This is a genomic window from Paeniglutamicibacter sulfureus (assembly GCF_030512175.1).
GTDB classification, from domain to species: domain Bacteria; phylum Actinomycetota; class Actinomycetes; order Actinomycetales; family Micrococcaceae; genus Paeniglutamicibacter; species Paeniglutamicibacter sulfureus.
Genome location: NZ_JAULBL010000002.1, coordinates 2,913,833 through 2,926,610, shown reverse-complemented (window position 1 = coordinate 2,926,610; position 12,778 = coordinate 2,913,833). Strand labels below are relative to the sequence as shown.

Below are 12,778 nucleotides of genomic sequence, written 5' to 3'. Positions count from 1 at the left end.
TTAGGCCACGACCTCGCCGGTGGTTTCGTAGGTGGCGATCTTGCCGATGCGGCGAATGTGGCGCTCGACATTGGAAAACGGCTCGGACAAGAAGGCCTCGATGATGCCGGTGGCTTCCACCAACGAGTGCTGGCGACCGCCGACCGCCACGACGTTGGCGTCGTTGTGTTCGCGGGCCAGGCGCGCAGTGTCGAGGTTCCAGGCCAGTGCGGCGCGGATGCCCACGACCTTGTTGGCGGCGATCTGCTCTCCGTTGCCCGAGCCGCCCAGCACGATGCCCAGCGAGTCCAGGCCGGCGGCCCGGTCGGCAACAACGGCAAGGGCAGCATTGATGCAGAAGGAGGGGTAGTCGTCCTCGGCGTCGTATGCGGTGGGACCGTGGTCGACCATCTCGTAGCCCTTGGCGCGGAGGTGTTCGATGAGGTGGGCGCTGAGCTCGAGGCCTGCGTGGTCGGTGGCAATGTGAACGCGCATGTGTTGTGTCCTTAGACCGTGGAGGGGGAAGATGCAGGCACAAGCCTAGCCCCGGGTGCAGCATGGCACTAAGTCGATGACCCGCCGGGCGCCGGCGATCCACCACGATGACGAAGCCGAAACCCGCAAGGCGAGCGAGTGCGGGGGTGCGGCCGCTAGATGAAGTGCGGCCCCCGCCCGCCCAACCGAAGCAGGCCGGAGACCATCGAGCGCGCGGTCAGGACGCTGGTGGCGGGGTTGGCAGGGTCCGGGAAATTCTCGATCGCGAACCTGTAATTCCCGCCGTGCCCGCGCATCTCGATCACATGGCTGGTCAGCGTCGCGCCCGGATCGGCAACGATGTCAACGCGGACCAGGCCCATGTCCCCGGCCGCCAGCCCCAGCGCCGCCGCAACGTTGATGTTGGAGGGAAAATGCCGGACGGCATCGGCCACGGAACCGCCAAAGACGTGGCGGGGCACGCCCGCGGCCCCCGCCGCGGCAATCGATTCCCGCAGTTCATCCGCCAGTCCCGGGTGCAACAGTGCCGCCGGCGCCTTGCGCGTGCCCAGGGCGATGCGCTCGATGGTCCCCGCCGAGGCCCGGACGAGGTCCAGCCCGCCGATGGCGCCGGTGGACAGGTGGCAGCGTCCGGGCCCTTCCTCCAGTAACGTGGCGCGCAGCCGGTCATCGACAAGCGCCCCCAGGGAGGCGACGAGCAGGTCGGTGCCCGCCCCGAGAATCCCGGGGCCATAGGTGCGCACCGCCGCCGGGGAGGCGCATTCAACAATGACATCGGCCCGTTCCGTGGCGGTTTCCAGATCCATCACCGGGACCAAGTGCCCGTCGGGCCCGGCCACGCGGGTCGCTCCGGTCCGGCCCTCCAGCGCGGCCCGGTCAAGCACCCCGAGCACCCGCACGTCCTGCGCATGAGGCGCCAGCATCCGGTGGACAGCCCGGCCGATTGCGCCATATCCCAGAAGAACCACATCAATTCCCATGTCATCCATCAAACCAGTCCCGCGCCACTTGCGGCACCGTGGGGTGTTGGTGAGACAATAGGCACACTGTTCAAGGCTTGTTTCACACTCCGGCGCCGCCCCGCAATCCACACCGCCGCGGCGCCGCGCCGGGTGGCAGGCCCGAAACACCAAGATTTTCGCCACCGGCAACCATCGAAAGGCGCGTCAGCGACCATGCCAGGAATGAACCTCACCCGCGAAGAGGCCCGCACCAGGGCCGCATTGATCACCGTCCACTCCTACGACGTCGAGCTGGACTTGACCGGGTCCGACACCGTCTACTCCTCGCGCACCACCGTCCGCTTCTCCGCCGTCGAGGGCGCGGAATCCTTCATCGACGCCGTCACCGATGCCGTCCGCTCGGTGAACCTCAACGGCACCGAGCTGGACCCGGCCGAGGTCTCCGACGGCGTGCGCATCGCTCTGCCGGGCCTCGCCGCGGAGAACACCCTGGTCATCGACGCCGATGCGCTCTACATGAACACCGGCGAGGGCCTGCACCGGTTCGTGGACCCGGTGGATGACGAGGTGTACCTGTACTCGCAGTTCGAGGTGCCCGATTCCCGGCGCATGTTCGCGGTCTTCGAGCAGCCCGACCTGAAGGCCACCTTCGCGTTCACGATCACCGCACCCGCGCACTGGGACGTCATCTCCAACGCCGCCACCCCGGTGCCGGTCGACGCCCACGACGGCGCCAAGACGTGGGCGTTCGCGCCGACGGCGCGCATCTCCTCGTACATCACGGCGCTCATCGCCGGCCCGTACCAATGCGTCCGCTCCGAGCTGACCAGCAGCGACGGACGGATGATCCCGCTGGGCGTCTTCGCCCGCGCCTCGCTCATGGAGCACCTGGACGCGGAGAACATCTTCACGCTCACCCGCCAGGGCTTCGAGTTTTTCGAGAAGCAGTTCGGCACCCCGTACCCGTTCGAAAAGTACGACCAGCTCTTCGTGCCGGAGTTCAACGCCGGGGCCATGGAGAACGCCGGGGCGGTGACGTTCCTGGAGTCCTATGTGTTCAGGTCCCGTCCCACCGATGCCATGGTCGAACGCCGTGCCATCACGGTGCTGCATGAACTGGCCCACATGTGGTTCGGCGACCTGGTGACCATGCGCTGGTGGAACGACCTCTGGCTCAACGAGTCCTTCGCCGAGTTCATGTCGACGCTCGCCGCCGCGCAGAACACCGAGTTCACCTCCTCGTGGACCACCTTCAACATCCTGGAGAAAAACTGGGCCTACCGCCAGGACCAGCTGCCCTCAACCCACCCGATCGTCGCCGAGATCCGCGACCTCGAGGACGTGCAGGTCAACTTCGACGGGATCACCTACGCCAAGGGCGCCTCGGTGCTGCGCCAGCTGGTCGCCTGGGTCGGCCAGGAGGAATTCATGGCCGGGGTGCGCAGCTACTTCGCCAAGCACGCCTGGTCCAACACCGAGCTGCCGGACTTGATGCGCGAGCTTGAGGCCTCTTCCGGCCGCGACCTGTCAGAATGGTCGAAGCTGTGGCTGGAAACCGCCGGAGTCAACACGCTGCGCGCGGTGATCTCCACCGACGATGCGGGACTGATCACCGATTTCTCCATCACCCAGACCGCAGTCGCCGAACACCCGGTGATCCGCCCGCACCGCCTGGCCGTGGGCTTCTACGACCTTGATGCCGCCGGGTCGCTCATCCGCGTGCACCGCGAGGAACTCGACGTGGCCGGCCCCACCACTGCCGTCCCGGCCCTGGTGGGGCGCAAGCGACCGGCGCTGGTGCTGGTCAATGACGACGACCTGGCCTATGCCAAGATCCGGCTGGACGGGCAGTCGCTGGCCACCGCCACCGCACACCTGAAGGACTTCGAACAATCCCTGCCGCGCACCTTGGTCTGGGGCGCTGCCTGGGACGCGGTCCGCGACGCCGAGACCCCTGCCCGCGCCTATCTGGAGCTGGTGCTGGGCAACATCGGGCACGAAACCGATTCCACCGTCATCATGGTGCTGCTGCGCCAGCTGAATACAGCCCTTGACTACTACGTCGACCGCATGGGAGCCCCGGCGGCGCGCCTTGCCGCCGCCGACCGGCTCTGGGAGCTGGCACGGGCGGCGGAAGCAGGCTCCGACGCACAGCTGCAATTTGTCGGCGCCTTCGCCCACCTGGCGCACACCGGCCCACAGCTCGACGCCGTGGCCGCGCTGCTCTCGGGCGAGCTTGTGCTGGAGGGGCTGGAGGTGGATGCGGAGATGCGCTGGGACCTGCTGACCTCCCTGTCCGCCGGCGGTCTCGCCGACGCCGGGGCCATCGCGGCGGAGCTGGAACGCGATGCCACCTCCACCGGGCAGCTGTCCGCCCACACGGCACGGGCCGCCATGCCCACCCCCGAGGCCAAGCGTGCGGCCTGGGATGCGGTGATCGGCGGAAAGCTCTCGAACCTCGAACAGCGCGCCGCCATCACCGGCTTCAACCACGTGCACGATCCCGCCCTGATCGCCGGCTACGTCGAGGAGTACTTCGACGTAGCCGGCACGGTGTGGGAAACGAAGAGTTACGAGATTGCCCAGCAGATCGTCACCGGGCTCTACCCTGCGGCGCAAACCACCCCGGAAACGCTGGCCAAGACCGACGCCTTCCTGCATTCGCTGGGCGAGGACTCCCCCGCCCTGCGACGGCTGGTCATCGAAAGCCGCGATGCGGTGGTCCGCGCGCTGGCAGCCCAGGCCGCCGACGCCTAGCGCCACCGAGGCCGCGGAAACTCGGGTGGATGTCGGTGCGTCATGTGCACCGGCATCCCCCGTCTGCGGCGAGAATGGAGTCATGAACCTGGCCCTGCACAACTATCGCGTTGACATTTCCTGGACCGGCAACCGCGGCCAAGGGACCTCCGGGTACCGCAGCTACGGACGCGACCACGTCATCCGCGCCGCCGGCCTGCCCGACCTGCCCGGCACCGCCGACCCGACCTTCCACGGGGACAAGGACCGCTGGAACCCGGAGCAGCTGCTGCTTGCCGCCCTGTCCCAGTGCCACATGCTTTCCTATCTGCACGTGGCGGTGAAGCACTCCGTGGTGGTGACCGGCTACACCGACGCTGCCGCCGGGGTGCTGCGGCTGAACCGCGACGGCAGCGGGGAGTTCCTCGAGGCGACCCTCGCCCCGCGCGTGGCACTGCAGGACGAATCCCAGCGCGAACTTGCCGACTCGCTTCATGCGGCGGCCAACGCCGTCTGCTTCATCGCCCGCAGCGTGAATTTCCCGGTGCACCACGCCCCGGTGCCCCCGGGCGCCTGAACCATGGACGGGAGGCAGGCGCATTCGGCCCTTGACCTGCTCACCGCCAGGCTGCTGCCGCATATCGTGGACGGCAAGGCAGCGGCGGCACAGGCCTACATGAAGACCACGCAGCCCTTCCTGGGCGTTCCGGTCCCCGAGGTGCGCCGCATCGCGCGCGACTTCGCCCGGGAGACGGGTGCCGCAAGTGCCGCGGACCGCCTGGCACTTGCCACCGAGCTCTTCTCCGAGGCCACGCACCGGGAACACTGGTACGCCGCCCAGGAGATCTGCGCCGCCGCATCCTGCCGAGGGCGCCTGGAATTCCTGCCGCTGTATGAGCGGATGGTCACCGAGGGCGCCTGGTGGGACATCGTCGACGGTTGTTCGCGGCGCTACGGGGAGCTGCTGCGCGCCCATCCGGAAACCATCGGCCCGATGATGCGCGAGTGGTCCCGGGACGCCAATGGGTGGAAGCGCCGCCAATCCATGATCTGCCAGCTGCACCTGGGTGAACACACCGACACCGACCTGCTCGATGACGCCCTGGCAGCCAACGTGGACGACACGTGGTTCTTCATTCGCAAGGCACTGGGCTGGGCGCTGCGGCAATACGGCAAGACCGACCCCGCCTGGGTAAGGTCCTGGGTCGACGCACACCGGGCCCGGATGAGCCCGCTGTCCATCCGCGAGGCGCTCAAGCACCTGGGCGAAACGCCGTAGCCTGCCCGTGGCCCGTCGGCGGCGTTCTCACGCCCTGCGCGAAAGCCCGGCGGACGGCACCGCTTCCACGGGATAATGGGCGTTGAAGGGTCCCGGGCCTCAGCCGGGAACTGAAAGGACACCACCGCCGTGAACGCGAACCACCCGGAACAAGATTCCACCCCCAAGCCGGTCCTGCTGCCGGCCGGCCAGAGCCTCGGCAAGCCCGTGGCGCAATTGCGCCCGGTGGGCGCCTCGCTCAGTGCCAGCCTGCCCGAGGGCCGCCTGACGCCAAACGACGACCACGACCCAAGCCAGTACGAGGGCACCTTCTACGCCCAGGTCGGCGGCCGGGAGACGTTCCGCAAGCTGGCGGAGAAGTTCTATGAATCGGTCGGCGAGGACGCGGAATTCCGTGCCATGTACCCGGAGACCGACCTGCGCCCGGCGACCATGCGCCTGCAATTGTTCCTGGAGCAGTACTGGGGCGGCCCCACGACCTATTCCGAGCGCCGTGGCCACCCGCGCCTGCGCATGCGGCACGTGCCGTACACCATCAATTCGCACAACCGCGACGTCTGGCTGCACCACATGCGCATCGCCGTGGATTCCCTTCAGCTGCCGCCGTTGCAGGCGGACACGCTCTGGGACTACTTCGACCGTGCTGCGCATTCGCTGATGAACGCGCCTGACGAGGCGCCGGGGTGCCCGGCCGGCGCCCAGTCCACCTAGCCCAGGACGCCGCCCTGGCGTGCCACCACGTGCCCGCCGCCGCTGCTCAGGCGCAGCCACTGCCCGGAGGCAAAGAGCGTGGAGGTGGCCCCCGCACGCAGGAACCCCAGCGCATGCGCGCCGAAGGCCATGCCCAGCGGCATCGGCGTCTGGACACCTTCAACGGGTGAGGACCAGATGCGGGCGCGCACGGTCTTGAGCACCGGCTTGCCGGCATTCTCCGGCAGGGCCTGGGCCACCACGCCGATCCCCCGCATCGCCTCGGCCAGCAGCGCATCGTCCTCGAGCGTCTCGCGCTGTTCCCAGCCGCCGCGTGGAACCTGCTGGCCCGCCCACGATGCCTGGACCTCCGCGGGGGGAATCGACAGCTCCAGCGAGGTTTCGCCCATGCGGGCCAACCGGTCGGTCAACGCGGAGATGGCAAAGACCCCGCCGGCTTCGGCCGGGCGTCCCAGGCGCACCGCGCGCATCCCCAGCACGGTGGGTACCGAGTCACCCAGGAACTCGGGATAGAGCACCGGGACGTACAGCGCCAACGCGCTGCCGGCGGCCTGGATCAGCACCGCTCCGTCCTCGATCGAGCGTGCGCGGGAGAAAAACGTAGCCAGGTCCGCGACGGTTTCCTGGTCCTCGAGTACAACGGTTTCACTTGCCATGCCTTCATACTTTCATGTCCCGCACCGCTGGACTCAATGCCGTTGCCCGCGCCGACGCATGCCGGAACACGGCAGCGGCCACCCGCCGAAGGTTACGGCGAACCCGCCGCGGGGGCGATAGTGTCTTAGCAGATCAATATTCCTGGCCCCTAGGAGCAGACACGTGAGCACCAACGACACCACGACGCAGAAGCTGATTGAGCTGCTGGAGCTCAGCGGGGACCCCGAGGCCCGCACCGACGAGGACATCTTCGTGGGCCACACCCCGCCACAGGCGCGCAACCGGGTCTTTGGCGGCCAGGTGCTGGGGCAATCGGTCATGGCCGCGTCCAAGACCATCGCCGGGGACCGCCCGATCCATTCCATGCACGGTTACTTCCTGCGCGCCGGGGACGCAGCCCTGCCCATCACCTTCGGGGTGCAGCGGCTGCGTGACGGCAGGTCGTTCTCCGCCCGCCGGGTGCACGCGTACCAAAACGGCGTGCCGATCCTGTCGATGATCGCATCCTTCCAGGCCCCCTCGGAGGGGCTCGACCACCAGGACACCATGCCCGAAGGCATCCCGGATCCCGATTCGCTGCCCACCACCGCCGAGCTCATCGGAGACCTCGACCATCCGGTCGCGCAGGAGTACGCGTTCAACCGGCCCTTCGACATCCGATACATCAGCGAACCGCTGTACTTCAAGGGACCGCGGGACCGACGGGCGGTTAACGCCGTCTGGATGAAGACGACGGCCCCGATGCCCGACGACGATGCCATGCACCGCGCCGCGCTCGCCTATGCCAGCGACTACACGCTGCTGGAACCGGTGCTGCGCCGCCACGGGCTGACCTGGATCGCCCCGGGCATGTCGGTGGCGAGCCTGGACCACGCCATGTGGTGGCACCGCCCGTTCCGCGTGGATCAGTGGCTGCTCTATGTGCAGGAATCCCCCAGCGCCTCCGGTGCCCGCGGACTGGCCACGGGCAGGATCTTCAACCGCGAGGGTCAGCTGGTGGCCACCGTCGCCCAAGAGGGCATGGTGCGCATTCCGGAGGAAGGCTAGCGCCGCGGCTACACCAAGAAGGGGCAGGCGGTGCGGATGAATTTTCATCCGCACCGCCTGCCCCTCTTTGCGGGCTGGGTCCCGGGATGCCCCGGGCCGAAGCCTTGGCGACTGCTAGTCGCGGGTCAGTCGACGGTGCGTGACGCGGTGCGGCTTGGCAGCTTCCGGACCCAGGCGTTCGACCTTGTTTGCCTCGTAAGACTCGAAGTTGCCCTCGAACCAGTACCAGTTGGACGGGTTCTCGTCGGTGCCCTCGTAGGACAGAATGTGGGTGGCCACACGGTCCAGGAACCAACGGTCGTGTGACACGACCACTGCGCAACCCGGGAATTCGAGCAACGCGTTTTCCAGCGAGCCGAGGGTTTCGACGTCGAGGTCGTTGGTCGGTTCGTCAAGGAGCAACAGGTTGCCGCCCTGCTTGAGGGTCAGTGCGAGGTTCAGGCGGTTGCGCTCACCACCGGAGAGCACACCTGCCTTCTTCTGCTGATCCGGACCCTTGAAGCCGAAGGCCGAAACGTAGGCACGCGAGGGAACCTCGACCTGGCCGACCTGAATGTAGTCGTTTCCCTCGGAAACAACTTCCCACAGCGACTTTTCCGGGTCGATGCCGCCACGGTTCTGGTCAACGTAGGAGATCTTGACGGTGTCGCCGACCTTGAGTTCACCGGAGTCGATCGGTTCCATGCCCACGATGGTCTTGAACAGGGTGGACTTGCCCACGCCGTTGGGGCCGATGACACCCACGATGCCGTTGCGCGGCAACGAGAAAGTAAGGTTGTCGATCAACACACGGTCGTCGAAGCCCTTCTTCAGGTTATTGGCCTCGATGACAACCGAGCCCAATCGTGGGCCCGCCGGGATCTGAATCTCCTCGAAGTCGAGCTTTCGAGTGCGTTCGGCTTCCGAAGCCATTTCCTCGTACCTAGCCAGACGGGCCTTCGACTTGGTCTGGCGGCCCTTGGCATTGGAGCGAACCCATTCGAGTTCCTCGCTCAGTCGTTTGGCAAGCTTCTGGTCCTTCTTGCCCTGGACCTCGAGGCGCTCGCGCTTCTTTTCCAGGTAGGCCGAGTAGTTACCTTCGTAGGCGTGCAGGCGACCGCGGTCGACTTCACAGATCCACTGGGCCACGTGGTCCAGGAAGTACCGGTCGTGGGTCACGGCCAGAACGGCACCGTGGTACGCGGACAAATGCTGCTCGAGCCACAACACGGACTCGGCGTCAAGGTGGTTGGTGGGCTCATCGAGGAGCAACAGGTCTGGCTTCTGCAGCAACAGCTTGCACAGCGCCACGCGGCGTCGTTCACCACCGGAAAGGTGGGACACCTCGGAGTCTCCCGGCGGGCACTGCAAGGCATCCATGGCCTGCTCGAGCTGGGAGTCAATATCCCAGGCATCGGCACTGTCAATGGCTTCTTGCAGGTGGCCCATTTCTTCGAGCAACGCGTCGAAGTCGGCACCGTCCTGGGCCATCTCCTCAGAGATCTCGTTGTACCGGGTGATCTTTTCGTAGATCTCCCCAACGCCTTCCTGGACGTTGCCCAGGACCGTCTTTTCCTCATTCAGCGGCGGTTCCTGCAACAGGATTCCTACGCTGTATCCCGGGCTGAGGCGTGCCTCGCCGTTGGAAGGTATATCCAGCCCTGCCATGATCTTAAGGATCGTCGACTTGCCAGCACCGTTCGGTCCAACCACGCCAATTTTTGCGCCTGGGTAGAAGGACATGCTGACATCGTCGAGGATGACTTTGTCGCCAACGGCCTTGCGAGCCTTGGTCATCGTGTAAATGAATTCCGCCATGCCATCAAGGCTAGTGCCTCGGAGAGTCTTACTCCCAATTATCGCGCCCGGTTTAAGCCGAGGGGGCATGTTCCTGCCCACATCCGGCGGCCACGGCGCCAATGCGCCGTGGCCGCCCACACGTTCGTCGACTTTTGTGCCCGGGGACGCTAGGCAGCCTCCGTGTCCGCGCCCTGCCCCGAGTCCGGCCAGCCGGTCACCGGGAACTCGCTGTTCGACTCCTCGGGCTCCCTCTCCGCCTTGCCGTGACGGAGGTGCTGCTCGGTGTTGTCGTCTCCCCCTGCGCGCCTGACTCTTTCAAAGCGGCTGACCCCGAACCGCAGGTCGTGGCCAAGCGCCATGGCGTCGATGTCCACGCTGAATCCACGCGTTCCGTCCTGACGGTCGTATTCGCGGACCTGCATCTTGCCGTAGACCACCACATGGTCGCCCATGTGAATGCTGGCAAGCATGTTGGTGGCCATGGCACGAAAGCAGGAGACGGTGTACCAATTGCTGTGCACGTCGTTCCATTGCCCCGTCTCGGGGTCCTGCCTCCGCTCGTTGCTGACCAGGCGAAACTTTGCAATGAGCGTGCCGCTGCTCCCCCCGCTCGGGCGGGGTTCGGTTCCCACCACACCGCGCAACGTAATGTGGTCCGTCATGGTGCACTCCAATGTTCGGCTCTGGGCAAGTACTTCTTGCCCCGTCACCCAAGCTTGGTGTCGCTATCGCACCGCCAGGCAGCGAGGGGTCGGTGCTGTGGACAAGTAGCTGGAGGGATTGAAATGGTTTCCCGCCTTCGATGTTTGTGTGGGGAACTGAGCGGGTGACCTCGCAACCCGATGGACAGTGGCATAGCGATGGGCCACCGGCGACCGCATCGCTTTCGCACTATGCCCCGAGGCGGCTTCGTTGAATCGCACAGGTCGCGGAAGACCGGCCTTCACCTCCCCGGAGCAGACCCCGCGCCGTCTAGAGTCATTGACTCACTAGGCCGTTAGCGTGTCCTGCCCCTATCGGTATTCCAGCTGGTGCCATAGCATGGCCAAATGCCAGACAACTATGCATCGGTCCCGTTACGTGAACTCAATAATGGCGCCTTCATGCCATCCATCGGCTTGGGCACGTGGCCGCTGGATGACATCCAGGCCGGAGCAGCAGTAGCCCACGCGTTGGATGCCGGATACCGGCTCATTGACACCGCGGAAAACTACGGCAACGAGGAAGGAATCGGCGAGGGCATCGGCTCGACGTCGGTTCCCCGTGAGGAATTGTTCATCACTTCCAAGTTCAATGTGCAGTGGCATTCGGTCCAGGGCGTGCAGGACGCCTGGGAGAACAGCTGCAAGCGGCTGGGCATGGAATACCTTGACTTGTTCCTGATCCACTGGCCCAATCCGCAGGAGGGAAATTACGTCCAGGCCTGGGAGGGCTTGGTCAAGCTGCTGAAGCGCGGCAGGGTCCGGGCCATCGGCACGTCGAACTTCACGGTCGGGCAGCTACAGGAACTGATGGACGCCACCGGCGTGGTTCCGGACGTCAACCAGGTACAGCACTCGCCGTTTTGGCTCAACGACGAACGGCTGGCCTTCCACGCCAAACACGGGATACTCACCGAAGGCTGGGCTCCGCTTGGCCGTGGAAAGCACGACCTTCTCAGCTCTGCACCGGTGCTCGCTGCGGCCGAGGATCACCGTGTCACTCCGGCGCAGGCCGTGTTGCGCTGGCAAATCGAGCGCGGCGTCGTGCCCATTCCCAAGACCTCAAGCCCCGAGCGACTGGCCGAAAACCTCGATGTCTTTACGTTCAACCTCTCCCCCGAGGAGATCAAGGCCATTGACGCGTTGGACGGCACCGCCGATGAGCCGGCCGATCCAATGAGTTTCGGGCACTAGTCCACTCGCTGCGGCCTCGGGGTCAGCCCCGGGACCGCAGTGGCCTTTGGCGTGATCAGCAACGTCACGAACAGGATTCCCGCCACGAGGATGAAGGCATTGAGCACCCCGTAGTGTTCGCCGAGGAAGCCCAGCACCGGCGGCCCCACAAGCATGGAAGAGTAGCCGAAGACTGCCACAATGCCCACGCGACGCGGCCCATCGGTTGGGTGGGCCGCGGCCACGCTCATGCCAACAGGGAAACCGAGGGATCCACCCAAGCCCCACAGGACTGCGCCGGTGAAAACGGCCCAGGGGGCCGGGGCCAGGATGAACAGCACGATGCCGGCCAGCCCAAGCAGGCCCATGAACACCAGAACCCTTTTGTGGCCGATCCGGTCGATCAGCGGTCCGCCGAAAATGCGTCCTGCGGTCATGGCGGCGACGAACGCGCCGAAGACCAGCGCCCCGGAGGCCTCGCTAAATCCGTGGTCGTCGACGGAGGCAATGGTGAGCCAGTCGTTGGCCGTGCCTTCGGCAAAGGCCAGCCCGGCGACCATGAGCCCGATCAGCATCAGGTGTCCATCACGGAAGATGCCGGTGAAGCGCTGCCACCACGTCGCGGCGCGGACAGCAACTTCGCCGCCGCGGGCTGCTGGCGGTTCAAGCCCCGACACGTTGCGGACGAAGTAGAGGCCCAGACCCATGATCAGAACGCCGACGATGGTGAAGTTCCACATTACGTTGATCCCTATGCCTGCCGCACCGGCGCCCAAGACCGCTCCGATGATGGTTCCGAAACTGAAGAACGCGTGCATCAGCGGCAAGAGTGTCTTGCCCTGGGAACGTTCGACCGCCGCTCCGTCGACGTTCATCATCACGTCGGTGGTGCTAAAAACGAAGCCGTAGAGGACGAGGATCGTCATGGCGCCCACGGTACTGCCGAGCATTTCGGTCACTGTTCCCAGGACTGCCAGCGCCGCGCCCAGAATGAGCAGGCCCAGCATGATGCCGCGGCGGATACCCAGTCGTGCCAGGATACCTGGAGCGAAGGCCAACCCGCCGATGGATCCAATGGCCAGGGCAAACAGCAGGATACCAACGTCAGAGGTTGAAAGATCGAGCTCCATCCGGACCGCCGGAAGCCGGGCAACCCACGTCGCAAACGCGAAACCGCACAAAAAGAAGATGCCAAAGATGGAGTTGCGCCAGGCGGTGTGGCTTGGCGTTGGGTCCACTTCGACGGTTGCTTCGGATTG

The 12,778-nt window shown here is 65.9% G+C and carries 12 protein-coding genes; 6 read left to right on the top strand and 6 right to left on the bottom strand.

What is annotated here, in order from left to right; translation table 11 throughout:
* Together Q2T94_RS19975 and Q2T94_RS19970 are read right to left on the bottom strand one after the other, a co-directional pair.
* Positions 1–474 (bottom strand): ribose-5-phosphate isomerase, encoded by a 474-nt coding sequence (locus Q2T94_RS19975; protein ID WP_264269095.1) that lies wholly within the window; start codon positions 472–474, stop codon positions 1–3.
* Between the two features lie 155 nt (positions 475–629).
* A complete protein-coding gene (locus Q2T94_RS19970) occupies positions 630–1,454 on the bottom strand; it encodes an aspartate dehydrogenase domain-containing protein (RefSeq protein ID WP_302266305.1) in 825 nt (274 codons plus the stop codon).
* Between the two features lie 195 nt (positions 1,455–1,649).
* Between Q2T94_RS19970 and pepN the strand changes: the two genes are divergently transcribed.
* The 4 genes from pepN to Q2T94_RS19950 all read left to right on the top strand — a co-directional run bounded on the left by pepN (position 1,650) and on the right by Q2T94_RS19950 (position 6,162).
* Positions 1,650–4,193 carry an aminopeptidase N gene (gene pepN / locus Q2T94_RS19965; RefSeq protein WP_302266304.1) on the top strand — a complete coding sequence of 848 codons (2,544 nt, stop codon included), beginning with the start codon at positions 1,650–1,652 and terminating at the stop codon, positions 4,191–4,193.
* An 82-nt stretch (positions 4,194–4,275) separates the two neighbouring features.
* Positions 4,276–4,749 carry an OsmC family protein gene (locus Q2T94_RS19960; protein ID WP_264269098.1) on the top strand — a complete coding sequence of 158 codons (474 nt, stop codon included), beginning with the start codon at positions 4,276–4,278 and terminating at the stop codon, positions 4,747–4,749.
* 3 nt (positions 4,750–4,752) lie between these two features.
* Positions 4,753–5,451, top strand: a complete 699-nt coding sequence (locus Q2T94_RS19955) for a DNA alkylation repair protein (RefSeq protein ID WP_302266302.1) — start codon at positions 4,753–4,755, stop codon at positions 5,449–5,451.
* A gap of 129 nt (positions 5,452–5,580) precedes the next feature.
* Positions 5,581–6,162: a globin gene (locus tag Q2T94_RS19950; RefSeq protein WP_310287826.1), complete on the top strand. Its 582-nt coding sequence runs from the start codon at positions 5,581–5,583 to the stop codon at positions 6,160–6,162.
* On the opposite strand, the gene Q2T94_RS19945 is transcribed toward Q2T94_RS19950, so the two are convergent.
* On the bottom strand, positions 6,159–6,818 hold the full coding sequence (locus Q2T94_RS19945; protein WP_302266301.1) for a DUF8185 domain-containing protein: 660 nt from the start codon (positions 6,816–6,818) through the stop codon (positions 6,159–6,161). The two genes, Q2T94_RS19950 and Q2T94_RS19945, sit on opposite strands and share 4 nt — an antisense overlap.
* A 163-nt stretch (positions 6,819–6,981) precedes the next feature.
* Between Q2T94_RS19945 and Q2T94_RS19940 the strand changes: the two genes are divergently transcribed.
* Positions 6,982–7,866, top strand: coding sequence for an acyl-CoA thioesterase (locus Q2T94_RS19940; protein ID WP_302266300.1), 885 nt, complete (start codon positions 6,982–6,984; stop codon positions 7,864–7,866).
* A gap of 114 nt (positions 7,867–7,980) precedes the next feature.
* On the opposite strand, the gene ettA is transcribed toward Q2T94_RS19940, so the two are convergent.
* Together ettA and Q2T94_RS19930 are read right to left on the bottom strand one after the other, a co-directional pair.
* Positions 7,981–9,663: an energy-dependent translational throttle protein EttA gene (ettA, locus tag Q2T94_RS19935; protein WP_264269102.1), complete on the bottom strand. Its 1,683-nt coding sequence runs from the start codon at positions 9,661–9,663 to the stop codon at positions 7,981–7,983.
* A 149-nt stretch (positions 9,664–9,812) separates the two neighbouring features.
* On the bottom strand, positions 9,813–10,307 hold the full coding sequence (locus Q2T94_RS19930; RefSeq protein WP_264269103.1) for a single-stranded DNA-binding protein: 495 nt from the start codon (positions 10,305–10,307) through the stop codon (positions 9,813–9,815).
* A gap of 441 nt (positions 10,308–10,748) precedes the next feature.
* Here Q2T94_RS19930 and Q2T94_RS19925 point away from each other — a divergent pair, with 441 nt between their 5' ends.
* Positions 10,749–11,540 carry an aldo/keto reductase gene (locus Q2T94_RS19925; RefSeq protein WP_302266298.1) on the top strand — a complete coding sequence of 264 codons (792 nt, stop codon included), beginning with the start codon at positions 10,749–10,751 and terminating at the stop codon, positions 11,538–11,540.
* Here Q2T94_RS19925 and Q2T94_RS19920 read toward each other — a convergent pair.
* The gene (locus Q2T94_RS19920) at positions 11,537–12,757 is read right to left on the bottom strand and encodes an MFS transporter (protein WP_264269105.1); all 1,221 of its coding nucleotides are present in this window, start codon (positions 12,755–12,757) and stop codon (positions 11,537–11,539) included. The two genes, Q2T94_RS19925 and Q2T94_RS19920, sit on opposite strands and share 4 nt — an antisense overlap.
* Positions 12,758–12,778: the final 21 nt, after the last annotated feature.